The organism is Phaeobacter italicus, from assembly GCF_019801785.1.
GTDB classification, from domain to species: Bacteria; Pseudomonadota; Alphaproteobacteria; order Rhodobacterales; family Rhodobacteraceae; genus Phaeobacter; species Phaeobacter italicus.
Genome location: NZ_JAHVIJ010000005.1, coordinates 214167 through 238079 on the forward strand (window position 1 = coordinate 214167; position 23913 = coordinate 238079).

The 23913-nt window shown below is 57.7% G+C and carries 28 protein-coding genes and 2 tRNA genes; 9 read left to right on the forward strand and 21 right to left on the reverse strand.

The features are described 5' to 3' along the window. From KUV39_RS13685 to KUV39_RS13705, 5 genes are read right to left on the reverse strand one after another with little or no spacing between them, the layout of a single operon-like run. Entirely contained in the window at window positions 1-720 is a 720-nt protein-coding gene (locus tag KUV39_RS13685) for a flagellar hook-basal body complex protein (RefSeq protein WP_008558729.1), read from the reverse strand. Further along, on the reverse strand, window positions 720-992 hold the full coding sequence (locus KUV39_RS13690; RefSeq protein ID WP_008559581.1) for a flagellar biosynthetic protein FliQ: 273 nt from the start codon (window positions 990-992) through the stop codon (window positions 720-722). Before KUV39_RS13690 ends, KUV39_RS13685 begins: the two co-directional genes overlap by 1 nt. 4 nt (window positions 993-996) lie before the next feature. Further along, on the reverse strand, window positions 997-1293 hold the full coding sequence (gene fliE, locus KUV39_RS13695) for a flagellar hook-basal body complex protein FliE (RefSeq protein WP_008559234.1): 297 nt from the start codon (window positions 1291-1293) through the stop codon (window positions 997-999). A gap of 41 nt (window positions 1294-1334) precedes the next feature. Then, complete coding sequence (gene flgC / locus KUV39_RS13700; protein ID WP_008561350.1) at window positions 1335-1727, reverse strand: flagellar basal body rod protein FlgC; 393 nt, start codon at window positions 1725-1727, stop codon at window positions 1335-1337. Between the two features lie 12 nt (window positions 1728-1739). Beyond that, a complete protein-coding gene (locus tag KUV39_RS13705) occupies window positions 1740-2129 on the reverse strand; it encodes a FlgB family protein (RefSeq protein ID WP_222460022.1) in 390 nt (129 codons plus the stop codon). Between the two features lie 87 nt (window positions 2130-2216). Here KUV39_RS13705 and KUV39_RS13710 point away from each other — a divergent pair, with 87 nt between their 5' ends. Continuing rightward, window positions 2217-3545, forward strand: coding sequence for a FliI/YscN family ATPase (locus KUV39_RS13710; RefSeq protein WP_037302613.1), 1329 nt, complete (start codon window positions 2217-2219; stop codon window positions 3543-3545). A gap of 318 nt (window positions 3546-3863) precedes the next feature. On the opposite strand, the gene flbT is transcribed toward KUV39_RS13710, so the two are convergent. The 5 genes from flbT to KUV39_RS13735 form a co-directional block, all read right to left on the reverse strand. Further along, a complete protein-coding gene (gene flbT, locus KUV39_RS13715; protein WP_008560440.1) occupies window positions 3864-4268 on the reverse strand; it encodes a flagellar biosynthesis repressor FlbT in 405 nt (134 codons plus the stop codon). 3 nt (window positions 4269-4271) lie between these two features. Continuing rightward, on the reverse strand, window positions 4272-4643 hold the full coding sequence (flaF, locus tag KUV39_RS13720; RefSeq protein WP_008560650.1) for a flagellar biosynthesis regulator FlaF: 372 nt from the start codon (window positions 4641-4643) through the stop codon (window positions 4272-4274). A gap of 84 nt (window positions 4644-4727) precedes the next feature. Next, window positions 4728-5540 carry a flagellin N-terminal helical domain-containing protein gene (locus KUV39_RS13725; RefSeq protein ID WP_050674121.1) on the reverse strand — a complete coding sequence of 271 codons (813 nt, stop codon included), beginning with the start codon at window positions 5538-5540 and terminating at the stop codon, window positions 4728-4730. A 208-nt stretch (window positions 5541-5748) separates the two neighbouring features. Continuing rightward, window positions 5749-6108 carry a flagellar protein FlgN gene (locus KUV39_RS13730; RefSeq protein WP_008558845.1) on the reverse strand — a complete coding sequence of 120 codons (360 nt, stop codon included), beginning with the start codon at window positions 6106-6108 and terminating at the stop codon, window positions 5749-5751. Beyond that, on the reverse strand, window positions 6101-6391 hold the full coding sequence (locus KUV39_RS13735) for a rod-binding protein (protein ID WP_222460023.1): 291 nt from the start codon (window positions 6389-6391) through the stop codon (window positions 6101-6103). Before KUV39_RS13735 ends, KUV39_RS13730 begins: the two co-directional genes overlap by 8 nt. 126 nt (window positions 6392-6517) lie before the next feature. On the opposite strand from KUV39_RS13735, the gene fliK reads away from it, so the two are divergent. The 6 genes from fliK to KUV39_RS13765 all read left to right on the forward strand — a co-directional run bounded on the left by fliK (window position 6518) and on the right by KUV39_RS13765 (window position 14198). Then, window positions 6518-8269, forward strand: a complete 1752-nt coding sequence (gene fliK, locus KUV39_RS13740; RefSeq protein WP_222460024.1) for a flagellar hook-length control protein FliK — start codon at window positions 6518-6520, stop codon at window positions 8267-8269. A 4-nt stretch (window positions 8270-8273) separates the two neighbouring features. Further along, complete coding sequence (locus KUV39_RS13745) at window positions 8274-8960, forward strand: flagellar hook capping FlgD N-terminal domain-containing protein (protein WP_008559591.1); 687 nt, start codon at window positions 8274-8276, stop codon at window positions 8958-8960. A gap of 106 nt (window positions 8961-9066) precedes the next feature. Beyond that, on the forward strand, window positions 9067-9888 hold the full coding sequence (locus KUV39_RS13750) for a phosphotransferase family protein (RefSeq protein WP_244998381.1): 822 nt from the start codon (window positions 9067-9069) through the stop codon (window positions 9886-9888). Between the two features lie 195 nt (window positions 9889-10083). Next, a complete protein-coding gene (locus KUV39_RS13755; protein WP_037303015.1) occupies window positions 10084-11070 on the forward strand; it encodes a glycosyltransferase family 2 protein in 987 nt (328 codons plus the stop codon). Continuing rightward, complete coding sequence (locus tag KUV39_RS13760; protein WP_008562667.1) at window positions 11067-12767, forward strand: DUF5927 domain-containing protein; 1701 nt, start codon at window positions 11067-11069, stop codon at window positions 12765-12767. Before KUV39_RS13755 ends, KUV39_RS13760 begins: the two co-directional genes overlap by 4 nt. Before the next feature lie 3 nt (window positions 12768-12770). Then, a complete protein-coding gene (locus tag KUV39_RS13765; RefSeq protein WP_222460025.1) occupies window positions 12771-14198 on the forward strand; it encodes a sulfotransferase family 2 domain-containing protein in 1428 nt (475 codons plus the stop codon). Between the two features lie 22 nt (window positions 14199-14220). On the opposite strand, the gene KUV39_RS13770 is transcribed toward KUV39_RS13765, so the two are convergent. The 10 genes from KUV39_RS13770 to KUV39_RS13815 form a co-directional block, all read right to left on the reverse strand. After that, window positions 14221-14685, reverse strand: a complete 465-nt coding sequence (locus tag KUV39_RS13770) for a PTS sugar transporter subunit IIA (RefSeq protein WP_008563014.1) — start codon at window positions 14683-14685, stop codon at window positions 14221-14223. A gap of 43 nt (window positions 14686-14728) precedes the next feature. Next, window positions 14729-15292, reverse strand: coding sequence for a ribosome hibernation-promoting factor, HPF/YfiA family (gene hpf, locus KUV39_RS13775; RefSeq protein ID WP_008561766.1), 564 nt, complete (start codon window positions 15290-15292; stop codon window positions 14729-14731). 281 nt (window positions 15293-15573) lie between these two features. Continuing rightward, on the reverse strand, window positions 15574-16332 hold the full coding sequence (gene lptB, locus KUV39_RS13780) for an LPS export ABC transporter ATP-binding protein (protein ID WP_008559443.1): 759 nt from the start codon (window positions 16330-16332) through the stop codon (window positions 15574-15576). Further along, window positions 16332-16811, reverse strand: coding sequence for an LptA/OstA family protein (locus KUV39_RS13785; RefSeq protein WP_050674125.1), 480 nt, complete (start codon window positions 16809-16811; stop codon window positions 16332-16334). The genes lptB and KUV39_RS13785 overlap by 1 nt, the downstream gene beginning before the upstream one ends. A gap of 24 nt (window positions 16812-16835) precedes the next feature. Continuing rightward, on the reverse strand, window positions 16836-17435 hold the full coding sequence (lptC, locus tag KUV39_RS13790) for an LPS export ABC transporter periplasmic protein LptC (RefSeq protein WP_008562394.1): 600 nt from the start codon (window positions 17433-17435) through the stop codon (window positions 16836-16838). 12 nt (window positions 17436-17447) lie between these two features. Next, on the reverse strand, window positions 17448-18419 hold the full coding sequence (locus tag KUV39_RS13795; RefSeq protein ID WP_222460026.1) for a KpsF/GutQ family sugar-phosphate isomerase: 972 nt from the start codon (window positions 18417-18419) through the stop codon (window positions 17448-17450). Further along, the gene (locus KUV39_RS13800) at window positions 18416-19030 is read right to left on the reverse strand and encodes a ribonuclease D (RefSeq protein WP_008561916.1); all 615 of its coding nucleotides are present in this window, start codon (window positions 19028-19030) and stop codon (window positions 18416-18418) included. Before KUV39_RS13800 ends, KUV39_RS13795 begins: the two co-directional genes overlap by 4 nt. Before the next feature lie 202 nt (window positions 19031-19232). Further along, a tRNA-Leu gene (locus tag KUV39_RS13805) sits at window positions 19233-19319 on the reverse strand. A gap of 199 nt (window positions 19320-19518) precedes the next feature. Then, window positions 19519-19605 (reverse strand) — tRNA-Leu (locus KUV39_RS13810). Window positions 19606-19729: 124 nt separating this feature from the next. Beyond that, window positions 19730-20152 carry a globin domain-containing protein gene (locus KUV39_RS13815; RefSeq protein ID WP_222460027.1) on the reverse strand — a complete coding sequence of 141 codons (423 nt, stop codon included), beginning with the start codon at window positions 20150-20152 and terminating at the stop codon, window positions 19730-19732. A 184-nt stretch (window positions 20153-20336) separates the two neighbouring features. Between KUV39_RS13815 and KUV39_RS13820 the strand changes: the two genes are divergently transcribed. Beyond that, a complete protein-coding gene (locus KUV39_RS13820; protein ID WP_209035387.1) occupies window positions 20337-21326 on the forward strand; it encodes a complex I NDUFA9 subunit family protein in 990 nt (329 codons plus the stop codon). 80 nt (window positions 21327-21406) lie between these two features. On the opposite strand, the gene KUV39_RS13825 is transcribed toward KUV39_RS13820, so the two are convergent. Then, on the reverse strand, window positions 21407-22213 hold the full coding sequence (locus KUV39_RS13825; protein ID WP_008562576.1) for an undecaprenyl-diphosphate phosphatase: 807 nt from the start codon (window positions 22211-22213) through the stop codon (window positions 21407-21409). 239 nt (window positions 22214-22452) lie between these two features. On the opposite strand from KUV39_RS13825, the gene KUV39_RS13830 reads away from it, so the two are divergent. Then, complete coding sequence (locus tag KUV39_RS13830) at window positions 22453-23898, forward strand: NAD(P)-dependent oxidoreductase (protein ID WP_168578796.1); 1446 nt, start codon at window positions 22453-22455, stop codon at window positions 23896-23898. Window positions 23899-23913: the final 15 nt, after the last annotated feature.

The window sequence follows — 23913 nt, forward strand, 5'->3', positions numbered from 1 at the left end:
CTAGGTTGTCTTGATCAGTTTCTTGATGGCGTCGCGTACACGCTGGTCTTCGGTTTCCAGGAAACTCTGACCCATTTCATAGGCGCGCTGGATTTCGACCATGCGGGCGACTTCGGAAATGGCGTTGACGTTCGATCCTTCGAGAAAGCCTTGCAGAACGCGGGTTTCAAACGCAGCTTCCACTTCGCCATCGACGCGGAACATCACGCCGTCCTCGCGCACCATCTGGTGGGTTTGTTCCGGCTTGAAAATGCCGATCTGGCCCAAGGCCCGCCCATCCACGCTGAGCGTGCCGTCTGCGCCGAATTTCACCGATTTGGCATCACCAGGAACAAACATCGGCGCGCGGCCTGCGTCGAGAACCCGGTACCCATCCATGGTCACCAGATCGCCGGCGGCATTGGTGGAAAAGGTGCCTGATCGGGTCAGACGTTCGCCCATTGGGGTTTCGACCATGAAATAGCCGTCACCTTCCAGTGCCAGATCCAGATCACCACCGGTCTGGGTCAACTGACCCTGCGCCAGAGAGGTGTTGCGGATGTTGGCGCGCGCCATCGACAGGGATTCCTGGCCGGGAGCAGATTGAATGAACTCCGAAAAAATCAGCCCTTCGGAACGGTAGCCAGTGGTGGCGGCGTTTGCGATGTTGTTTGCAACAACCCGCATTTCGCGCATCAGACCCGACTGGCGGGACAAAGTGGTGTAACCGGTGACACCCATCACAGACCTCCTGCGATCAACGGCACGATGTGCCCTTCAAAGAATGCGACCAAGGACTGCGTCATGAAGCCCATGGTCATCCAGAAAACGATAACGATTGCTGTAACTTTGGGGACAAAGGTCAGTGTCATTTCCTGCACCGAGGTCAGCGCCTGGAACAGGCCGATAGCCAGACCAACAACCAGCGCCACCAACAGGATCGGTGTGGACATGATCACAGAGGTCCACAGAGCCTGGCGTAGCGTGTCGTAGAAAATCCCCTCGCTCAGCATGGCGTTAAACCGGCATCCGCAGGATTTCCTGATAGGCTTCGACAACCTTGTTGCGGACGGTCACCGCTGTTTCGACAGCCAGTTCAGTCTGCGCCAGCGCCTGGACCAGCGCGTGCGGATCGCCATTTCCGGTCATCGCGGTGACAGAGGTCTGTTCGCTTTGCTGAAGAGTGTTGTTGAACTCTTCAAAGCTGGCTTTGATCCGCGCCGTGGGGCTGGTTGCCGTGTGCTCCGGGTCGATTTTGGTGGCCGGGCGGGCGGCGGCATAGCCGGAGGTGGCGGAAAGACTGCGAATATCCATTCTGGATCTCCAGTAATAAAGTGGGGTTGGTCGAATTCAGGTTAGCGGCGCAAGAGATCCATCAGCGAAGAGGACATCTGGCGCCCCTGCTCGAACATCTTGAGGTTGGCTTCGTAGCTGCGCTGCGCCTCGCGGGCGTCAGCGATTTCGATCATCAGATCGACATTTGATCCTTTGTAGTGGCCGCTGTCATCTGCCAGCGGGTGGGACGGATCGTAGACCTGCTCCAGATCAGAGCGGTCCAGACGCACAGGTCCAACAGAGACTTTTTCGACATCAGCTGACAGGTCGCGCACCGCCTCAAACGGGACAGTCTTGCGGCGATAGCCGGGGGTGTCGGCGTTGGAGATATTCTCGGACACGTGACGCAGGCGGGTCGATTGGGCCTGCAGTGCACTGGCAGAGATAGAAAGTGATTTGGCAAATTCGCTCATGGTCTACCCTCCTCAGTTCTTGCCAAGGCTGGCGCGCAGGACTTTCATCGACGATTTGTAGATCGCCAATGCGCGGTCGTGCTGACGCTTGACCTCGACCCCTTTCAGGATTTCGGCTTCTAGAGAAACGGAATTGTCGTTGGGGTCGCTGCCGCCGCGCTGTTCAGTCACGGCCCAGTTCATGTCTGCACCGCTGCCACCGTTCAGATGGTTGGCACGGCTTGCGATCATGTCGCCGGGCCGAGCACGCTGTGCGTAGACTTCTTTAAAGGGCTTGATGTCCTTGGCGTTGTAGCCGGGGGTATCCGCATTGGCGATGTTCTGTGCAACCAATGCCTGGCGCTTACCCGCATGGGTCGCCATGGAATACGCAATTTTAAAGACGTTCAGTTCTTTGAACACCGGGGCTTCTCCCTCGATCAATTTCAATCAAGGCTTAACCCCGATTCCTTTAGAAATTGTTTTCAGGAACAGTTGGAGACGCAGAACATGATCTCAGCCATCAATGCCTTGACCCAAGATTTGGCGAACAAGCGCCTGTCCGCTGCGGTGGGCCGTGTAACCGAAATTTCTGGGGGTGCTATTGCAGTATCAGGGCTGGACGGTCAGGCACGGATCGGCGATCGCTTGGTCCTGCGGCGCGGAGGGAAAGATCCGCTGCAAGGCGAGGTGATGCGAATTTCTGGAAGAGAAATCAGCATGTTGCCGGATACTGCCCCTGATCGAGTTGCCGTGGGTGATCCGGTTTTGTTGCATCCGACACCGGAATTTGCGCCTGCCGACAGCTGGATTGGCCGCGTCATTGATCCTTTTGGTGCGCCGCTTGACGGGCGCCCGATGATGCGCGGAGAAACCGCACGTGACCTGATGGCGGCGCCCCCAAAAGCGGCAGAGCGCCGGCCGATGGGAGAGCGACTCGCGACTGGGCTCGCGGTTTTCAATACGATTCTCCCCATCGTGAAAGGCCAGCGTGTTGGTCTTTTTGCGGGATCTGGCGTTGGGAAATCCACGCTTCTGGCGACCTTGGCCCAGAATATGGAAGCAGATGTCGTGGTTATGGCGCTGATCGGGGAGCGAGGACGCGAGGTCAACCACTTCGTCAATGAGGTTCTGGGTCCTGACGGGATGAAACGCGCGGTTGTTGTGGCCGCGACCTCCGACCAGTCGGCATTGGTGCGGCGCCGCTGTGCATGGTCGGCGATGGCCGTCGCCGAGCATTTCCGTGACCAGGGCAAAAACGTTCTGTTTCTCGCAGACTCCGTCACGCGTTTTGCCGAAGCCCACCGCGAGATTGCGGTTGCTTCCGGCGAGGCACCTGCTTTGCGGGGCTATCCACCCTCGGTGACCCCGCTGATCACCGGGCTTTGCGAGCGTGCGGGGCCAGGCAGCGACGGTCAGGGGGATATCACGGCCGTCTTCAGCGTTCTGGTTGCCGGCTCGGACATGGATGAGCCGATCGCCGACATCCTGCGTGGCGTTCTGGATGGTCATATCGTGCTCAACCGTGAAATCGCAGAGCGCGGCCGGTTTCCCGCCGTTGATGTGTCTCGATCCGTGTCGCGCAGTCTGCCTGCAGCGGCCACTGAAGAGGAAAATGCCGCCATTCTGGATGTGCGGAAATATCTTGGCGCGTACGAGCAGTCAGAGGTGATGATCCGCGCCGGTCTGTATTCGGAAGGCAATGACGTAACGCTTGATCAGGCAGTGAAGCTCTGGCCGGAGTTGGATTCATTCTTCGGGAAATCCGATCCAGATGGTATCAAAAGCAGCTTCAACAGGTTGATGTTGATGGTCCGCCGGGCGGGTGCCCTGCGTTGATAGATCGGTGACCCCACAATCATTCAGAAAGATAAGGCGCCTGACCGGGCGCCTTTCTCTTGTCTGCTGCTGAATGCGATAAATAGTGCGAAAATCAGGCAATCATTTTGCTGCCCTGGCAGGAACCGGCAATCGGAGCCCCCCAACAAAAAAAGACGCCGCACCTTTGAGGTGCGGCGTCTTTTTGCAAGGCAGAGACTGCATTTCTTATTTTTGCCGACTGGGGCTGTCTTGGTGTTGGACAAGGTCCACTTGTCGGCGATCAGAGATTTCTTGGTCGATGTAGCCGAATGGTTCGGCTGCCATAGTGCCCAAAAATCAGGAAGGACGTACCGCCAGAAGACGGTCTTCGCGCGGCAGAAGTGCACGCAGAGCCTTGAGACACCGGTAATGATTGTCCGACAAGACAGCATCCGTTGCTTCGGCAAGCGAGGCCCGGCTGTCAGGATCGGTAAAGACCTGGCTCAGCTCTTCGATGCGGCGGAGCATCTGCAGGCGGTCATCTTCGCCATTCACATCGCCGGACAGAACCAGCTGGGCCGCATAACACACGCGGCGCACCGGTGTGTTGGCTTCTTCGGGATGGATTGCGTCACGCAGACGCAGAATGTTGGCATCGGGGGTCACAATGGACAACCGGCTGCGACGATCACCGTTTTCGATCACCGCTCCGTTGACCAGGACCCGCTCTTTTGGGGCAAGTTTCAGAACCAATCCGCTCATATCTTACGACGCTCCGCTGCGAAGGCCACGCATGATGGCCGTATTGATTTCCACCAGCATCCGGACATCCGCCTTGCGGGCCATGACTTTGCTGGTGTGTTGATTTGTAAATTCCCTAAGGTAGAGCAGCTGAGACTTGAGATCTTCGGGGAGAGGGTTCTCCGGATTGGCGACTTCGTCCGCGAAAATAGACCAGAGTTTTCGGTTATCTTTCAGGGCTTCCACCAGTTCCTTGAAACCAGGCCGACCTTTTTGGGCGGCGGCAACCATGCGGCGGGTGATGCGCGCGATGACTTCATATTCAAGGTTTTTGGCAGTTCGTGTCGGGGCCTTTGCCGCCGAGTAGGCGCTCTTCGCCTTTAGAAGGGCATTCACGTGTTATCCTAACATGTAATCTACAGATTCTCTGCGATATGGGATCTGGGGCGCGCGAATGACGCGCCCCAGATCAAGCTGCCCTTAACGGAACAGCGACATCAGGGTCTGCGGTGCCTGGTTTGCAATCGACAGAGACTGTACTGCCAGCTGCTGCTGGGTCTGAAGCGCCTTCAGTCGAGCAGACGATTCTTCCATGTTGGTGTCGGTCATGGTGCTGACGCCCATTTTCAGGGAGTCGTTCAGCTTCGACACGAACTTGCTCTGGTCGCTCAGGCGGTTGGAGTCCGCACCCAGCTGAGCAGAAGCGTCAATCGCGTTGCCCAGCATGGTTTCGATCTCAGTCAGCGCAGTAGACGCGGTCGCAACGTCGGTAATCGCGGTGATACCGGCCGTGCTAAGATCCGCGGCAGAGTCGATCGACGTCACGGTGATGGTGTCCGCCGACGGATCCAGACCGCCAAGAACGGTCAGCTGAGTTGTGGTTGCCGCATCCAGAAGGTTGGCACCGTTGAATTCAGCAGAGTCGATGATGGATTCGATCTGTGCCGCTTTCTTGGCGAGGCTGTCCTGAATTTTGGCGTGATCCACGTTTTCCGAGTTTGCGGAAATCGCCAGCTGTTTCATCTCGGTCAGAGTTTCAACGATCTGTTCGGCACCGGACAGAGCAACAGCAACAGTTGCCTCACCCACGCCCAGGGATTCCTGAACCGAGTTGTAACCGGCAATATCGGAGTCCATGGTTTTGGAGATCGCCCAAACAGCAGCGTTGTCCTTTGCAGAACCGATGCGCTTACCGGTGGAGATCTGGCTCTGGGTGTCGTTCAGGTCCATGTTTACAGACTTCAGAGTCTGCAGAGCAACCATTGCGCCGTTGTTAGTCAGAATGCTGGACATAGCATGTATTCCTTTAGTTCGAGGCCTATTTTACCTCTGGTTTTCCCTGCCCCGAAGGGCGCTCTCTGACGTCTTTCTGACCATGCGTTCCGCCATCCGGCTTCCGCGCCACCTCTTTGGAAGGTGCAAAGCGACATTGGCCCAATATGTGCTAAAGGAGTGCTAATGCCGCGAATTCCATTGCTAGAATTTTTCCAAAATTTTCCGATCAGGCGCGTTTTTCCAGAGTAGGTGCGCCACGAGTGGCAAAACGGGTCTTGCGGCCGGCCTGGTCATAGACATCCAGTCCTTTGCGCACGCGACGCAGTTCCGCCATTCGGGCGGCCACGGCACGAATGCCTTCCATTGCACTGTCCAGAAGGGCCTGATTGCGGGTGACTTTGCTTTGAACGCTTTCCAGTGTTTCGCGCTCCAGATCACCGGCCATGTTCAGCGCGGTGATGATCTCTTCTTTCTGAGCGAGAAGCGGCTCCAGTTCATGGAGATCACCTGCAAGCAGCGCGATGCGCTCTTGATCCAGCAGGTCGTCGAGCTGTTCAATCATGTCCTGAGGGGTGCGATCAGTCATTGTCCTGTGCCTTTTTCAATGCGTGATAGAGAGATTCGGCGAGACCGATCCCGCCTGCTTTGGTGATTTGTTCCGCCTGGGCGCGGACAAGAAAGCTGGAGAATTGGTCTTCACCTGCGCCACCACCCATGGTTTCGCTGGTTTCGCCCAATCCGGCAGATTTCAACATTTCTGTAAGAAACGTCGCTTCAAGATCCTGGGCAGCCTTGCGCAGGGGATCCTGGGGTTGCGACTTTATTTTGCCTGCGCGCTGAACGCTTGGCATATGAGCAATCTGTTCCATTCTGTACCTCATTCTGAGACGTCGAAATTGCTTCGATTTTTCAGAGTTTGGCCGATGATCGGTTAAAATTGCCGTAACTGATTGGCGCTAAGGTGCCAGACACCGAGATAGAATGTCTGGAAGCCAATGTTTATCAACGCACTTACCGGCCCCCTTTCTGGTGGCGCGCAAGGATCGGAGAAGATCCAGCAAGGCGAATCAGCCAATTCCCGCAAAGGCGCGAGCTTTGATGCGGTCATGGCAGAGACAGCAGAAACAAAGACTGGCGAAGCAGCTGAACCGGCTGTCGCAGCAGAGACGACAGAGAATGAGGTCGCTGCAAACACTGACGAATCCAACGAAAATACAGCAAAGGATGCTGCTGTCTCCGATGACGCCCCAGATGAGGGTGTGGATACGGATGCTCCTGACTCGATCCGTTTTGACGTGCCTCGTGAACGGGCGTCGGACATTGCCGTTGTGACAGGTGATCTGGTTGCAGATGGCGGTGATGAAGGCATCGTGTCGACAGAAAATCCGCAGCCGGTTGCAGATCACGAGGGGGGTGATTCTCCTGTCGCTGCGGATGGGCAGGTCAAGACACCGACGACCGAGACGACTGCAAATGGCGGCTCTTCCGAAGCAGGAAAGATGGCGGCTGCTCTGTCCACTCCACCGGTGCCTGGTAACATCCGTCATGCGCAGGTGTCTCAGGCAGCCGTAGCCGCGGCTGGGGCGAATGCGGCGGATCCGTCTGCTGTTGCTGCTGCGACGCAGGCTGATCCGGCAGCTGCCGCCATTGATGCAACCGAGGTTCATCAGAAAATCGGTCGGATTGTTGACGTTGAGGTTGCCACCGCACGAGCAAAGACGGCCCCGGCCGAAGCAAATGGCCCTGCCGCTCAGAGTGGGGCTGCACCAGATAAAGCGGATGCCAGCCGGGTTGATCTGGCGACAAAAGGATCTGTCGCAGCGGTGAAAACCGGCGAATCAACAGCACAGCAACAGGTTCAGCGAGGGGATGGCGCGGCCATCCACTCGAACCCGCAGACGGACGCCACTGTCCAGACCTCGGTCATGCAGCAAAACCCGGGGCAAGTGTCCGCCGCGGCGCTTACCGCCGGGCAGGCCGCTGATTCGGTATCTGCCGCGCGGGATGCCATCAGCGTATCGAAAGAACGCGCAGAAGCGCGCCTGTCCGGTGTGGAGCAGACTTCGTCCTCCACCTCGACAGCGACGCCGACGCCGACCTATTCCGCAACCTCAGCTCATGGTGTTTATTCGGTCGCCCGTTTTGGTTTGGGGGCTGGCGCGCTGACGGCGGCGATGCCCCAAACCCCTGCGATGCAGATCGAATCACTTACTGCGATTGAACCGCTGGCAGGCCAATCGGGGACCAGCCTGATCGGTATGGAGATGCCAGGGCTGTCTCAGCTTCTGACCGAAGCGACCATGAGCCCGGGCACCATTCACAAGCCGGAAACGCCGCGGCTGATTGCGAATCAGATGGCTGAGGCACTTGCCACCAAGGGAGATCGCAACGTTGACGTGGCGCTGAACCCCAAGGAACTGGGCCATGTGAACATGCGTGTTTCGGTGACGGAGACCGGCGTCAGCGTCATGATCCAGACGGAACGCCCGGAAACAGGTGATCTGATGCGCCGCCATATCAATGAGCTTGCGGATGAGTTCCGCCGCATGGGGTTCGAGGACATTTCGTTCCAGTTCTCTGGCGGTGAAACGGCTGGCCAGGGTGGCCGTGGTGGCGAATCGGGTCAGGGATCCGGACAGGGCCGTGGCTCTGCTGCGGAAGGTTCTGCCGTGATGGCCGATGCGCCTTCTGAAATGACTGCACCGCCGCTCAACATTGGGGATGCCGGCGTGGATATGAGGATGTAATGAGATGACAACTGTAACGGGCGCCTCTGCAGCGCAACAACAGCAGGCGGCAGCGGCAGCTGCCACACCCAAGAAAGCCACCGGCATCGCGTCGGATTTCGAAACCTTTCTGAAAATGCTGACGGCGCAGGCGCGTTATCAGGATCCTCTGGAACCAATTGATTCGACAGAGTATTCGGCACAGCTGGCGCAGTTCTCGATGGTGGAACAGCAGGTGCAGGGCAATGATCTGTTGACCGCAATGCAGGCCCAGCTGGGTCTGGCCAATATGGCTGCAATGTCAGGTTGGGTCGGAATGGAAACACGATCAACTGCGCCGTCCCATTTTGATGGTGCCAATCCGATCACCGTGTCTCCCAATCCGGCCAAGATCGCCGATACCGTGACCCTCATTGTCAAGAACGACAAGGGAACCGAAGTGCAGCGCATCGCCATGCCGGTTTCTGCCGATCCCTATCAATGGCAAGGGATTGATGATGACGGTCTTCCCTTCCCGCCAGGAAGCTACAGCTTCACCCTGGAAAGCCAGAAAAATGGTGAGGTTGTCCTGAGCGATGCCGCAGAGACCTATACCCGCGTGAAGGAAACCCAGATGCAAGGGAATGAGGTTGCCCTGATCCTCGAAAGCGGCTCGGCTATTCTGGCGTCATCCGTGACAGCCCTGAGAGAGCCTGCATCTGCCGGCAGCTGATACCGGGCATCGCGCTGGGCACCGGGCGCGGACGCGTCTATAGGATTGCGTCACAGCAACGGAGCCTGATCTGCGACAGCACCGGTCACATGACGAAGAGCGCTTTCTGGCGCATCTGGCCGAGATAGGCCTGACCATTACGGTTGCCCGTCCCCTTGTCGGGGGGCGGTCAAATCGCGTTTGGCGGTTTGGGACTGTGGTGGTCAAACTCTATGCTCGTGATACCGACAACCCACTCTTTGCAAATGATCCGCAGCGAGAGCGGGCCGCGCTTCAGGCGTTGGGCGGAACCGGGATGGTGCCACATTATCTGTCCGATGGAGCGTTCGAGGGGCAACAGTGGCTCGCTTACACACATATCCCGGGTGAAACCTGGTCACAGAACGCAGGCCATGTCGCTCAGCTGCTTGGACGTCTGCATGACCAACCAACCATTTCCGGTCTGCCGCAAGGGTGTAATGGCAGCAGGGCGTTGGCCGAACAGACGCATCACATCCTTGGACGTTGCCATGGGGCTGAGACCTTGTTGTCGGTGGAGCCGAGGGGAGAGGTCGCGCCCTATCTGTCACCCACTTTGATCCACGGAGATCCCGTGCCGGGGAATATTGTGGCCCATGATGGCACGCTGACCCTGATTGACTGGCAATGCCCGCAGATCGGTGACCCGACTGAGGATCTGGCGCTATTTTTGTCACCTGCCATGCAGCAGGTTTACCGTGGCGCGCCGCTTAGCGCGGCGGAAGAGGCGGCCTTCCTCGACCGCTATCCGGACCCACAACTTGTTGCGCGCTATCTCGCGCTACGCCCGTGGTACCACTGGCGGATGGCGGCCTATTGTCTGTGGCGTGATCAGCGGGACGGACGAATGCCAAGCCGTGCATTTGATCTGGAACTGGCCGCTCTGCGCGCCTGCCCGGAAAGCGGCTGAGGCAACGCAAGAGCAGAGTTGGCAACAACCGCGCCAGTTCCAAATTCATTGTTTCCAAATAGGTTACATGGCATATTGTGCGGAATGTCGCTGGCAGGATGGGGCCGGATGGGCGGCGGCCCGCCATGGTCCCTGTTCACGGGCCCTGTTCAACCGGGAATGGATGCAGTCTTGAGCCTTTGGGAGTCTTATCGGATGCGCCTGCGACGGAAGCGTCGCATCCTACGGGCGTTGCGCAAGTCCCGCGAACTCTCTGCTGTTCAGGACAATACCGCACGGATCAGGCCGGGGGATATTCTTCTGGTTATGACAATGCGGAACGAGAAAATCCGCCTGCCATACTTCCTTGATTATTATCGCAAACTTGGCGTGAATCACTTTCTTGTCGTGGACAACGGATCGGTCGACGGTGCCCGAGACTACCTGGCGGGAATGAGCGATGTGTCGGTGTGGCATACGATGGCAAGCTATCGCCGTGCGGGCTATGGCGTCGACTGGATGAACTATCTCAAACGCCGCTATGCTGACGGGCATTGGGTCCTTGTGGTAGACCCGGATGAGTTGTTCATCTACCCATTCTGCGACAGTCGGCCCCTGCGGGCGCTGACGGATTGGTTGGATAACTCTGGCATCCGCAGTTTTTCTGCCATGTTGATCGATGTCTACCCGAAAGGGCGGTTGGATGCGGTGCCCTACCGTGCGGGTCAGGATCCGCTTGAAATTGCCAACTGGTTCGACAGCGGCAACTACTCGATCAAGCGCAATCCGCTTTATGGCAATCTCTGGATTCAGGGCGGTCCTCGGGCGCGGGTGTTTTTTGCAGACCAGCCCAAAAAGGCACCAGCCTTGAACAAGATCCCGCTGGTGAAATGGGACCGGCGTTACACCTATGTCAGTTCAACCCACGCGCTGCTGCCACGGGGCCTGAACCAGGTTTATGAAATCGACGGTGGGGAAAAGGCGAGTGGCGCGTTGCTGCACACCAAGTTTCTCCACACATTTGGCGAGAAGGCCGAGGAAGAGATGCTGCGAGGCCAGCACTACAACCGGTCGGCAGAGTACAAGGCCTATGCAGAGCTGGGCGAACAGCAGCCGGAACTGTGGTGCAAGTGGAGTGAGAAATACATCAACTGGCGCCAGCTGGAGATCCTGGGCCTGATGTCCAAAGGAAACTGGGCATGAGCACGGTCGGCATTGTCATGCTGGTCCATACCGCGTTGGATCGTGCCGAACAGGTCGCCCGACACTGGGTGGCAGGGGGCTGTCCTGTGGTTCTGCATGTCGACAAGAAGGTGCCGAAGTCGACCTATTCCGCGTTCAAAGCCGCCTTTGCGGGAGAGCCGATGGTGCGCTTTTCGCGGCGGCACCGGTGCGAGTGGGGCACATGGGGTATCGTTGCTGCGTCGCAATCCGCATCAGAAATGATGCTGGCGCAGTATCCGGATGTGCGCCACGTCTATCTGGCGTCGGGTTCTTGTTTGCCACTGCGGCCCGTGGCTGATCTGGTGGACTATCTCGCAGCGCGACCTCGCACCGATTTCATCGAGAGCGCAACAACAGCGGACGTGCCCTGGATCGTAGGTGGACTGGATGTGGAACGCTTTACTCTGCGGTTTCCCTTTTCCTGGAAAACGCAGCGATTTCTGTTCGATAAATACGTCAACCTTCAACGTCGGCTAGGCATCAAACGCAGGGTTCCGGATGGGCTGGTGCCCCATATGGGCAGCCAATGGTGGTGCCTGACACGCCAAACCCTGTCTGCGATTCTCGAAGATCCGGAGCGCGAGCGGTATGACCGCTATTTTCGCAAGGTTTGGATCCCCGATGAAAGCTACTATCAAACGCTGGTGCGGCTTTACTCCTCAAATATCGAAAGCCGGTCGCTGACACTCTCCAAGTTTGATTTTCAGGGCAAACCGCACAATTTCTATGACGATCATCTGCAATTGCTGCGCAGGTCCGACTGTTTTGTCGCGCGCAAAATCTGGCCACACGCAGAGCGACTGTATTCCACGTTCCTGGGTGACAATCCCGACGCGATGAAGGGGACAGAACCCAACCCGGGAAAGATCGACCGGATTTTTGCCAAAGCGGTTGAGCGGCGCACGCGGGGGCGACCGGGTCTTTATATGCAAAGCCGGATGCCAGCCAACGGGTCCGAAAACGGTGTGACCTGCAACCCTTATTCGATGTTTCAGGGCTTTAGCGAGCTGTTTGAGAACTTTGAAGACTGGCTGACCCAGGCGACTGGCGCCAAGGTGCACGGGCATCTCTTTTCTCCTGACGCGGTCGAATTCGCTGATCGCCAGACACTGATCAACGGGGCGCTTTGCGATAGCACCAGTCTGCGCGACTACAATCCCAAGGCTTTCCTGACCAACCTGATCTGGAACACCCGAGGAGAGCGACAGTGCTTTCAGTTCGGCCCGCAGGACAATCAGGCCATCAATTGGTTGGTCGCACGTGATCCGAATGCGCAGGTCTCGGTCATTTCCGGGGCTTGGGCGGTGCCTTTGTTTCGCTCGAACAAGAATTTCTCGGAACTCCGCCGCGAGGCTGCGCGCCTGCAACAGATCGAAGCAAAGCACATCGAGGTGCTGCGGTCCCGCCACGTCAAAGCCCGGGTGCGGATCTGGACCATGGCAGAATTTGTTGAATCCCCGATGGAACCGATCCAGACCATTCTGGATGAGTTCGGCGCACAGACACAACGGCATCTGAATACGGCGCCAACAATGGTGGACCTAGCGGGGTTCGGCCAGTTTTTGCAGAACCTCAAGAACCAGGGCATGCATCCCTATCTGATGGGCGATTTCCCGGCAGAACAGGGGCCGTTGAACATGCCCAAACCTTCTCGCAAACCCTATTTGGTGCGGTAGTTCATGACCGGAACATTTGATTACTTTGTCGTCTTTGCCGAGATGAGGACCGGCTCCAATTTCCTAGAGGCCAACCTGAACGCGCTTGATGGTGTCACGTGCCACGGCGAGGCGTTCAATCCGCATTTCATCAGTTACCCCAATCGGGACACCACATTGGGCTGGTCGCAGGACCAGCGCGAACAGGATCCACTGGGGTTTCTTGCCCGGTTTCGTGACGCGGAGGATTTTGCCGGTTTCCGCTATTTTCACGACCATGATCCACGGATTCTGGATGCCGTTCTTGATGATCCCCGCTGTGCAAAAATCATTCTTACCCGCAACCCGGCAGAGAGCTATGTCTCGCACAAGATCGCGCGTGCCACGGGGCAGTGGAAGCTGACCAATGTAAAACGGCGCAAGGACGGGATGGCGACGGTTGATGCAGCCGAATTCGCACGTCATGTCGAAGAGTTGCAGGCGTTTCAGGTCCTGCTTTTGAATCGTCTGCAACGGACCGGGCAAACGGGTTTTTACATCGCTTACGAGGATCTGCAGGACGTCGAGATTCTGAATGGCCTCGCAACATGGCTTGGCGTTTCAGCTCGGTTGGATGCACTGGATGACAGTCTCAAACCACAAAACCCGGGCAGTTTGGAAAGCAAGGTTGCCAATCCAGCGGAGCTGGAGCGAGCGATGGCGCGGATTGACAGGTTTGACCTGAGCCGCACCCCGAATTTTGAACCCCGTCGCGGGCCCGCGGTGCCGGACTATATCGCCGGGCAGCAGCTGCCACTGCTGTTTCTGCCGATTTCAGGAGGGCCGACGGATCAGGTCAATGCGTGGATGGCCGCGCAAGAGCCGGACGGCCCTGCCGGGCTGATTTCTGAAATGAACCAAAAGCAGTTGAGGCAATGGAAACGGGGTCACCCCGGATTTCGCAGCCTGACAGTGCTGCGCCACCCGGCGGAGCGGCTGCACCATGTTTTCTGTCACCGTATTCTTCAGACCGGCGAGGGTTGCCTGCGCCAGATCCGAAACCTTTTGCGTAATCAGTTCGCTGTGCCTCTGCCAAAGGAGGATCCGGACAGCAGCTATGGACGTGACCAACACAGGGCAGCGTTTGAACGGTTCGTCGAGGTGATCGGCAATAATCTGGCCGGGCAGACCGGGTTTCGCACCGACGCATCCTGGGCGTCGCAGGCGCAGACGCTGGCCGGGTTTGCAACGGTCCAGTCGCCAGACGTTATCCTGCGCGAGGACGAATTGGCCACGGCTTTGCCGGACCTTGCGCGCTGGGTCGGCCATGATGCTGTTGAGGTTGGCAATAGCAGCGATGCGGATAAGCCATACGGGCTTGCTGACATTCACGATGCGGAACTGGAAGAGAAAATCGCAGCTGTCTATCAGCGCGACTACCTGCTTTTTGGATTCTCTGAATGGTGCGGCTGAGCGGCTTTGACCGTCTGTCGGATCAGGCGGCCTGAACCGACTGGTTTTCGGTCAAAATGGTATAAAGTGTGGCCGGATCCGGGTTTGCACGCAGCTTGGTGCAAAAGCTCTGTTCTCGCAGCGTACGCGACACCAGAGCAAGGGCTTTCAGATGTTCGACGCCTGCGTCTTCGGGTGCAAACAGGGCAAAGGCGATGTCGATCGGCTGGCGATCCACAGCACCAAATTCCAAAGGGGTGTCCAGTTTGACAAAGGCACCGACCACCTTGTCCAGCCCATCAAGGCGGGCGTGGGGCAGGGCAACGCCGTGCCCTACACCGGTGGGGCCAAGGCTCTCGCGATCCAAGAGAGCCTCGACCGTGGTCTGAGAAGACAGACCATAGGCAAGCTGAGCCACATCAGCGATCTCCTGAAAGAGACGCTTTTTGCTGGAGGCAGCACCAAAGACACGGACGGCCTCCGGTTTCAGGATGTCAGAAATTTGCATTCTCTTACTGCTCCGCTCAGCTCAGATGTGGCCAAAGCCGGGTTTACGGATCGATCCAACCGATGTTTCCGTCATCCCTGCGATAGACGACATTCAGGCCGTCCTTGCCTTCGTTTCGAAACACCAGCACAGGTGCGCCTGCCAGTTCCATCTGCATCACGGCTTCACCGACGGACAGAGACGGAATTTTGGTTTCCATCTCGGCGACGATGATCGGCTGCAGGGACTCTGGTTCAGACTCGGCGCCAGCGTCTTCAGAGGCGAGGATATAAGAGCTCGCGCCGGAGAGTTCAACCGGCTCGCTCCGCTCGCGGTGATGGTCCTTCAGGCGGCGCTTGTAGCGACGCAGCTGCTTTTCCATCTTTTCGTTGCAGGCTTCAAATGCTGCATAAATTTCAGTGGCATGCGCTTTTGCTTGCGCGGTCAGACCGGTCGACAGGTGAACGGTCGTTTCACAAACATATTCATGCGCAGACCTTGAAAACACGACGTTGGCGTCGGTGGGGCGTTCAGCATATTTCTCGACTGCCGCTCCAAGCTCAGTCTGCACATGGGATTGCAGAGCTTCGCCAATGTCGATCTGTTTTCCGCTGATCTGGTAACGCATGTGATCTCCTTCACAAAAAGACTTCCAAAACCCAGGCCAGGCCAAGCCCGGCCGAAAATTCAGTTTTGAAAGAGGGATTTAGGCAAATCAGTCGGTCGCATTCGTCTGGGCCTTGTCAACAAGGCTGGAGCGAGGACAGCGTCGGACTGCAAGTTTGCCATGGGTCAATTCCATGACAACGAGGCGGCAGAGTCAATGCAAATCGGCGTTAATCGGTTACCGAATTCTGACAACAGAGACGGGGCGCCGTGGCCGAATCGGCGCAATTGCGCCGAGAGCGATCAGGAAATCCGGAAATTATCGCCCAGATAGACGCGGCGAACATTTTCGTTGTCCACAACTTCGGATGGGGTGCCGGACATCAGCACCTTGCCGTCGTGCAGGATATAGGCGCGATCGACGATTTCCAGCGTCTCGCGGACATTATGGTCGGTGATGAGCACGCCAATTCCACGCTTTTTCAGATCACCTACCAGATGCCGGATATCGCCGACAGAAATAGGATCCACACCGGCGAAAGGTTCATCCAGCAAGAGGTATTTGGGATCTGCAGCAAGGCAGCGTGCGATCTCGACCCGGCGTCGTTCCCCGCCCGACAAAGCGAGCGCAGGTGCGCGGCGCAGGTGTTCGATCGAGAAATCGGAAAGCAGTTCTTCCAGCCGTTCACGACGCTTGTGGGGGTGTTTGACCGCGATATCCAGAACAGAAGAGATGTTGTCCTCTACCGACAGACCACGGAAGATCGACATCTCCTGCGGCAGATATCCGATACCCATCCGCGCCCGGCGATACATCGGCAGCGTCGTTGCGTTCTGCCCGTCGATGGTCACGGTTCCGGCTTCGGGAAAAACGAGCCCTGCGATCGCGTAAAAGCTGGTTGTCTTGCCGGATCCGTTCGGCCCAAGAAGAGCGACGACCTCACCGCGGTCTAGCGACATCGAAACATCGCGGATCACGACCTTCTTGCTGTAGGACTTGCGCAGCTTTTCGATACGCAGGCCAGAGCTGCCTTCAGTCACTGTAAGCGTTGGTTTCGCCATCAGTCCGATCCGCCGTTCAGGATCGTCTTGACGCGCCCGGACATGCTGGCGGTGCCGGTGGTCAGATTCACCACCAGGCGGTTCGATGTCAGCGTGCCGGTGCCCTGGCTCAGCAGGACATTGCCGGTCATGACGACGGTGCCGGAATCGATGGTGTATTCCGCCTTGTCTGCTTCGGCTGCGTCCGGGCCGTTGACCAGGATGACATTGCCAGCTGCTTCCAGCCGTTCGACACCGGTCTTGCCGCCATCGTCCTGTTTGTAGATCACCAGCACATCATCCGCTGACAGGCGCATCACGCCCTGAATGATGATCACATTGCCAACAAACCGGGCAGAGCCATCCTGCTGGTTTACGTCCAGCGCATCTGCTGTCACCTCCACCGGAAGGGATGGATCAGCCTTAACCGCACCAAAGGCGATAGAGGCGTTCTGCGCAGAAACCCCCGCTGACAGCAGGGCAAACGGCAGGCAGAACATCAAAACACGCAGATACAACACAGGTTATCTTTCCGATTGTTGCGGGTCGTATAGCAGTTTGACCCCTTTGTTGAAAACCATATGTACCGGCCCGTTTTCGGTTTTTGTGTCAATCTCCATGGCACCGGCGGTAAGTGTGCCAATGGGGCCACGGGCTTCGACGGGGCCAGGGCTGTCTGCTTTGACACCGTTCAGCGCCGCGTTCAGCTCTTGTGTTGTGACCCGCAGGCCGTCGCTGGAGAGGATCTCAACATCACCGCGAAAGCTTGCGATTTCCTTTTCGGGACGTAATTCCCCGATGTCCGAGCTGACGTGTATCGTGCCGCCCTCGGCCATGCGGATTTCGGCCTGCAGGTCGATCGCGGTTGCAGGTCCATTCGCCCCGCCCGGACGCGCAGACTGGGCCGTGACCATGATTTCGTCCCCTTGGGTGGTTGTGCCAGAGAAGAAAGGCGCCGTGATCTGCTGCCCGCTGGTGCGGTCCTTCAGATCTTTCTGGGCAAAGGGGATGACAGCGTCGGTTTCGACACCACGAGACAACAGGAAAACGGTCGACATCAGCGCCAGCGCCGTGAGCGGCAGCAGGACCTTCAGATAGGCGACAAGGCGTGAATAACCGTCCATCCGCGATGACCCCTAGCCCAGGCCGACGCGCAGGCAATCGTGGATATGCAAGAGACCTCTGGCAACGCCGTCCTTGGCCTCAGGATCAACGACGAACAGGCAGGTGATCTTGCGTTCGTTCATGATCGCCACGGCTTCTTCGGCCATTGAATCGGATGCGATGGTGGTTGGATTGGCGGTCATGACATCTGCCGCTGTTTTTCCCAACAGGCCATCCATGTGGCGGCGAAGGTCACCGTCGGTGATGATACCGATCAGCGCGCCATCGTCATTGATCACGCCAGAGACGCCAAATCCCTTTTGGCTGATTTCAATCAGGGCATCGGACATTGGCGTGTCCTGCCGGACCAGGGGCAGGGCATCATCGCCGTGCATCAGGTCGCTGACCCGCGACAGGCGCGCGCCCAGTTTGCCACCGGGATGAAAGGCGCGGAAATTCTCTGGGCGAAAATCACGGTGCTTCATCAGCGCAATGGCCAGCGCATCCCCAATGGCGAGGGTCAAAGTGGTCGAAATCGACGGCACCATGCCAAAGCCGCAGGCCTCGCCCATTGCGGGGATTTGCAGGTGGACATCGGCCTCTTTCATCAGCGTGCTGTCCATCCGGCTGGACAGGCCGATCAACGGAATGCCAAATCTGCGGGTAAAGGCGAGCAGGTTGGCCAGCTCCGGAGCTTCGCCCGAATTGGAAATCGCCAAGACAACGTCGTCCTGCGATACCATGCCTAGATCGCCGTGGCTCGCCTCGGCAGGGTGGACAAAAAAGGCGGGCGTCCCGGTCGATGCCAAAGTCGCAGCAATTTTATGCCCGATGTGGCCCGATTTTCCGATGCCGCTGACGATCACCCGGCCCTTTGCCTTTAAAACCAGTTCAACTGCGTCGGCAAAACGCGAATCCAGAGCGTCGGCCAGGGCGTCAAGCGCCTTGGCTTCATCGGTGATGACCTGTCGCGCGGTGGCGAGGAATGTCTCTGCGCTGTTCATGAGTGTGCAAAGATGTCTGTTTCAGGCCAGCCAGCGAGATCGAGCTTTGCACGCATCGGCAGGAAGTCAAAGCAGGCCTGAGCCATTTCGGTTCGCCCTTCGCGATCCAGACGTTTGTCCAGCGCTGCACGCAAGCGGTGCAGATGCAAGACATCAGAGGCTGCGTAATCCAGCTGTGCATCGCTCAGCTGTGCCGCGCCCCAGTCGCTCATTTGCTGCTGCTTGGAGATGTCGACGCCGATCAGCTCTTGCGTCAGGTTTTTAAGCCCATGGCGATCCGTGTAGGTGCGAACCAGACGGCTTGCGATCTTGGTGCAGTAGACGGGTGCCGCCAATGCGCCAAAGGCGTGATACATCGCGGCAATGTCAAAGCGGCCAAAGTGGAACAGCTTCAGCACATTGGGATCCTCAAGCATGCGGCACAGGTTTGGGGCCTCGGTCTGACCTTTGGCCACCTGAACGATATGCGCATTGCCGTCGCCGCCGGACATCTGGATCACGCACAGCCGATCACGGTGTGGATTTAGCCCCATCGTTTCACAATCGATGGCGACCACAGGGCCGAGATCAAGCCCATCGGGCAGGTCATTTTGATACAGATGATTGGCCAAAACGCGGTCCTTTGTCTTGCGGATGCAATAGGTTTGCGACCGAAATAGGCTTTCCTTCTGCCAAACTCAACTCTCGCAGCTGCTGCGGGTTGGCTTCAGGGGCAGAAACCCTGTCATGGTTGAGGGGGTGGAAGCGGTCGATCTGGCACAGACAGAAGCCGCCCAGAGGCGTCATTGTCATTATCCATCGATGTCGGGGATATGGTGCCCAGGAGAGGACTCGAACCTCCACGTCCATACGGACACTAGCACCTGAAGCTAGCGCGTCTACCAATTCCGCCACCTGGGCAGGTGTCGTGAGGGGGCGTATACGCAGAACCAAAGGGGGCGTCAAATGGAAAATGCAGCTCGGCGATTTTTCCAGCAAACGCGCTTGGGCGCGGGGAGATGGCAGGAATTATTGAGCAAGCCCAAATCGTTAGATCGTGTCCACGAAAGGATCAAAACGCCATTTCTGGCGCTGCGTTAGTCTAACGATGTCGGGGATATGGTGCCCAGGAGAGGACTCGAACCTCCACGTCCATACGGACACTAGCACCTGAAGCTAGCGCGTCTACCAATTCCGCCACCTGGGCAGGTGTCGTGAGGGGGCGTATACGCAGAACCGAAAGGGGCGTCAAACGGAAAATGCAGCGTTTTGGCGGGTTCCTGTGTTTTCCTGCACTTGGTCGTCGCCACCGATCAAGGCTGGACTTTTGGCTACTTCAGAAACCCCATCTGATAGGCCACATATTGCAGAAAACGGAGCCACGCCTGGCGGGTTTCCTCGGACCAAGCCTCCTGCAGCGTGTCTTTCAGTGCGCCGGTAAAGCTGTCGATGAAACCTGCAAAGTGATCGTCGTTGATTTGCAGGGCTTTGTGGCGTTCCCCCTGATCCAGCAGAATCAGCCGCAGTTTCGCCGGGTGCTCCAACGCCTCTATGATGTGAGTGAGCGACATGAGCAGTTTTTCTTCTTGCAGGGACATGTCGTGGGGGAACATTGGCCGGGTGTCCGGGCAGCGCTCAAAGAACTTGGCGTAAAACAGGGATACAAACTGGTCGAGCTCCATCTTCTGACTCTCGACGCTGGCCAAAATCAGGTCTCGGTCCGCGGGGGCCACGGTTTCTGCGCTTGGATTCATGCGTTGTGCTCTCAGTTCACTTCTCTTTCACGACAATAAAGTTAGCTTTGCCGTCAGGCGCGGCAATATGACATCAATTATTTCGCGATGCTGTCACGATTGAGACGCGCTAGGGCGATTTGCGCCTTGTTCCGTTGGGCTTGGGGCGGTAAATCGGGTCAACAGCTAATGTAGGAGCCAAAAGATGTCCAAACTGGTCACGATCTATGGCGGGTCCGGTTTTGTCGGCCGTTACATCGCACGCCGCATGGCCAAGGAAGGCTGGCGTGTTCGCGTCGCCGTTCGCCGCCCCAACGAAGCCATGTTCGTCAAGCCATATGGTGTTCCGGGCCAGGTGGAGCCGGTTTTGTGCAACATTCGCAATGATGCATCCGTCGCGGCTGTGATGCAGGGTGCTGATGCGGTTGTAAACTGCGTGGGTATTCTGAACGAGGTGGGCAAGAACACCTTTGATGCTGTGCAGACCGAAGGCGCAGAGCGCATCGCGCGAATCGCAGCAGAGCAGGGCATCACCAACATGGTGCACGTGTCCGCCATCGGTGCAGATGCTGACGGTGCAAGCGAATATGCCCGCACCAAAGCCGCAGGTGAAACCGCGGTGCTGAAGCACCAGCCGAACGCAGTTATCCTGCGCCCTTCCATCATCTTTGGCGCTGAAGATCAGTTCTTTAACCGCTTTGCCGGCATGACCCGTTTGTCGCCACTGCTTCCGATCGCGCATGCGGACACGAAATTCCAGCCGGTTTATGTTGATGATGTGGCCAAGGCTGCTGTCGCTGCCCTGACCGGTAAGGCCGCTGCTGGCGTTTACGAACTGGGCGGTCCCGAGGTGAAGAGCTTTGGCGCGCTGATGCAGCAGATGCTGGATGTCATCAACCGTCGTCGTCTGGTGGTCTCGCTGCCGGGGCCGATTGCCAAGCTGGTTGCCCTTGGTTTTGACCTTCTGCAATTCGTGAGCTTCCAGCTGATCGAAAACAAGATGCTGACTCGTGATCAGCTCAAGAACCTGAAGCTGGACAATGTTGTCTCGGCAGATGCCAAGGGGTTCGAGGATCTTGGTATTCGTCCCGTGACCGCAGGGTCGGTGCTGCCTGACTACCTCTGGAAATTCCGCCCGGCGGGTCAGTACGACGATATCATGGATTCGGCCCGCAACCTGCGGAATGACCTCTGATTTTCTGACGGAACTGAATGAAAAAGGCGCGGGATCATCCTGCGCCTTTTTTTGTTGTTCTGGCTTTGTGATGCGGGGGCTCAGCCCTGATAGGCGATGCTCAGCAGGACGAGGCCAAGGATCACTCGGTAGATTACGTATGGCGTGAAACTGACGGACCGCAGAAGCCGCATCATGAGGGCCAGCGCCGCGAGCGCGGCCAGCATCGACAACCCGGCAGCAATGGCAGCGTCTCGCAGGACGTTGGCATTGGCTTCGATGGCGACTTCTGCGCCGAGCAATACACCGGAGGCGATGATTGTGGGGATCGACATGAGCATGGAAATCCGTGCCGCATCCAATCGCGCATAGCCCAGCTGCCGGGCGCCGGTGATGGTGATGCCTGATCGGGAGGTGCCGGGAATCAGCGCCAGCATCTGCCACAGCCCCATGATCAGCGCGTCTTTGGGTCTCCAGTCCTCAACCGTTTTGCCTGTGCGGCCGAATTTGTCGGCAAAATACAGCACGATTCCAAACCCCAACATCGTCCAGCCGATAACGGTGATGGAGCGCAGGGCATCGCTGAGCCCCGAGAAATGCAGGAACGCACCAAACAGAACAGTTGGAATGGTTGCGATGATCAGCCCCATCGCCAGCTGCGCGCCTGGCGTATCTGTCTTGCCGGTGAGGGCACGGGGCAGGCCTATCAATCCCTCACGCACGTCCTTCCAGAAGAAAAGGACAACAGCGGCAAGGGTGCCAACATGAACAGCGACGTCGATCACCTGCCCCTGGTCCTCCAGCCCCGTCAGGCCAGGCAGCAAAATGAGATGTCCGGAGGAGGAGACCGGCAGAAACTCGGTAATTCCCTGAATCAGGGCGATCAGGATCAGTTGGAAAAGGGGCATGGTGACCGTCCGCTATATGTCCTGAAGGGATCGCAAAGATCGCTTTCTGTGTAAATGCATTGATTTTATTGAGCTCTGTGGTTTTTATGACCGATACGGACCTAAAATTTCTGTACATTTCCGCCAGAGAGGGTATCAGGCAGGTAACTGCTGTCATTTTAGGTCAGCAATGTTGACTTTTAATTCGCTCCGCTCCGATAGACCAGAAATCGCAGCCAGCCCAACATGGAGTCCGTCCCGTGGCCAAGCAACCGATGCTCAAATTCGTGCAGATCGATCGCGACATGCCCAACAAGCGGGCCGCAGAGGATCGCAAGGAAGATTTCAATGAAATCTACGCTGAATTCGCGGCCGCCAAGGCCGAGGAACAGGCAAGCCGCTGCAGCCAGTGTGGTGTCCCTTATTGTCAGTCACACTGCCCGCTGCACAACAATATTCCCGACTGGCTCCGCCTGACGGCGACAGGTCGCCTGCAAGAGGCCTATGAGACCAGCCAGGCGACCAATACCTTCCCAGAGATCTGTGGCCGCATCTGCCCGCAGGACCGCCTGTGCGAAGGAAACTGTGTGATCGAACAATCCGGCCACGGTACCGTGACCATCGGCGCGGTGGAGAAATACATCACCGATACCGCTTGGGATCAGGGCTGGGTACAGCCGATCAAACCGGCGCAGGAACGCAGCGAATCCGTAGGGATCATCGGCGCAGGCCCCGGCGGTCTGGCGGCAGCTGACATGCTGCGTCGCGCAGGTGTTAAGGTCACCATCTATGATCGTTACGACCGCGCTGGCGGGCTGCTCACCTACGGGATTCCGGGGTTCAAGCTGGAAAAGGACGTGGTGATGCGCCGCAATCAGCTGTTGGCTGATGGTGGGGTTGAGTTCGTGATGAACTGCAACGTCGGGCAGGATATTTCCTTTGACGATATCCGCGCGAAACATGATGCCGTCATCATCGCGACGGGTGTCTACAAATCCCGCGATCTGGAAATGCCGGGCTCCGGTGCCACCGGCATCGTCAAGGCGATTGATTTCCTGACCGTATCGAACAAAGCGTCGAACTTTGGCGACAGCATCGAGGAATTCGACAACGGCACGCTGAACGCCGATGGCAAGCGCGTTGTGGTGATCGGTGGCGGTGATACCGCGATGGATTGCGTGCGGACCTCAATTCGTCAGGGCGCGACCTCTGTTAAATGTCTCTATCGCCGTGACCGCGCCAATATGCCGGGCTCGCAGCGGGAAACCCAAAACGCCGAGGAAGAAGGCGTGGTGTTCGAATGGCTGTCGGCGCCCAAGGGCTTCACCGATGAGGGCGGCAAGGTTGCGGGCGTGATGGTGCAGAAAATGCGTCTGGGCCAGCCGGATGCATCCGGTCGTCAGGCCCCCGAAGTGATCGAAGGCGCTGACTACGTGGAACCTGCCGATCTCGTGATCAAGGCGCTTGGGTTTGAGCCGGAAGACCTGCCGACCCTCTGGGACCAGCCTGAACTGCCTGTGACCCGCTGGGGCACGATCAAAGCAGCCTTCCAGACCGGCGCGACCGAGCTCGACGGGGTCTACGCCGTGGGTGACATCGTACGTGGCGCGTCGCTGGTGGTCTGGGCCATCAAGGACGGCCGTGATTGTGCCGACGCCATCCTGAGCCGCTTTGACGCCGCCGCCAGCAGCATCGCCGCTGAGTAAGACAGATATTCTACC

Bases quoted from the DNA above. Each gene is read 5' to 3' on its own strand.
- flbT (WP_008560440.1), bottom strand. From the start codon at position 4,268: ATGAGCGGATTGGTTCTGAAACTTGCCCCAAAAGAGCGGGTCCTGGTC.
- KUV39_RS13760 (WP_008562667.1), top strand. From the start codon at position 11,067: ATGAGCACGGTCGGCATTGTCATGCTGGTCCATACCGCGTTGGATCGT.
- KUV39_RS13690 (WP_008559581.1), bottom strand. From the start codon at position 992: ATGCTGAGCGAGGGGATTTTCTACGACACGCTACGCCAGGCTCTGTGG.
- KUV39_RS13820 (WP_209035387.1), top strand. From the start codon at position 20,337: ATGTCCAAACTGGTCACGATCTATGGCGGGTCCGGTTTTGTCGGCCGT.
- KUV39_RS13795 (WP_222460026.1), bottom strand. From the start codon at position 18,419: ATGAACAGCGCAGAGACATTCCTCGCCACCGCGCGACAGGTCATCACC.
- KUV39_RS13735 (WP_222460023.1), bottom strand. From the start codon at position 6,391: ATGGAACAGATTGCTCATATGCCAAGCGTTCAGCGCGCAGGCAAAATA.
- KUV39_RS13785 (WP_050674125.1), bottom strand. From the start codon at position 16,811: ATGTTCTGCCTGCCGTTTGCCCTGCTGTCAGCGGGGGTTTCTGCGCAG.
- flgC (WP_008561350.1), bottom strand. From the start codon at position 1,727: ATGAGCGAATTTGCCAAATCACTTTCTATCTCTGCCAGTGCACTGCAG.
- fliE (WP_008559234.1), bottom strand. From the start codon at position 1,293: ATGGATATTCGCAGTCTTTCCGCCACCTCCGGCTATGCCGCCGCCCGC.
- KUV39_RS13685 (WP_008558729.1), bottom strand. From the start codon at position 720: ATGGGTGTCACCGGTTACACCACTTTGTCCCGCCAGTCGGGTCTGATG.
- KUV39_RS13710 (WP_037302613.1), top strand. From the start codon at position 2,217: ATGATCTCAGCCATCAATGCCTTGACCCAAGATTTGGCGAACAAGCGC.
- KUV39_RS13730 (WP_008558845.1), bottom strand. From the start codon at position 6,108: ATGACTGATCGCACCCCTCAGGACATGATTGAACAGCTCGACGACCTG.
- KUV39_RS13755 (WP_037303015.1), top strand. From the start codon at position 10,084: ATGCGCCTGCGACGGAAGCGTCGCATCCTACGGGCGTTGCGCAAGTCC.
- lptB (WP_008559443.1), bottom strand. From the start codon at position 16,332: ATGGCGAAACCAACGCTTACAGTGACTGAAGGCAGCTCTGGCCTGCGT.
- KUV39_RS13725 (WP_050674121.1), bottom strand. From the start codon at position 5,540: ATGTCCAGCATTCTGACTAACAACGGCGCAATGGTTGCTCTGCAGACT.
- lptC (WP_008562394.1), bottom strand. From the start codon at position 17,435: ATGGACGGTTATTCACGCCTTGTCGCCTATCTGAAGGTCCTGCTGCCG.
- fliK (WP_222460024.1), top strand. From the start codon at position 6,518: ATGTTTATCAACGCACTTACCGGCCCCCTTTCTGGTGGCGCGCAAGGA.
- KUV39_RS13745 (WP_008559591.1), top strand. From the start codon at position 8,274: ATGACAACTGTAACGGGCGCCTCTGCAGCGCAACAACAGCAGGCGGCA.
- KUV39_RS13825 (WP_008562576.1), bottom strand. From the start codon at position 22,213: ATGCCCCTTTTCCAACTGATCCTGATCGCCCTGATTCAGGGAATTACC.
- KUV39_RS13770 (WP_008563014.1), bottom strand. From the start codon at position 14,685: ATGCAAATTTCTGACATCCTGAAACCGGAGGCCGTCCGTGTCTTTGGT.
- hpf (WP_008561766.1), bottom strand. From the start codon at position 15,292: ATGCGTTACCAGATCAGCGGAAAACAGATCGACATTGGCGAAGCTCTG.
- KUV39_RS13765 (WP_222460025.1), top strand. From the start codon at position 12,771: ATGACCGGAACATTTGATTACTTTGTCGTCTTTGCCGAGATGAGGACC.
- KUV39_RS13815 (WP_222460027.1), bottom strand. From the start codon at position 20,152: ATGAATCCAAGCGCAGAAACCGTGGCCCCCGCGGACCGAGACCTGATT.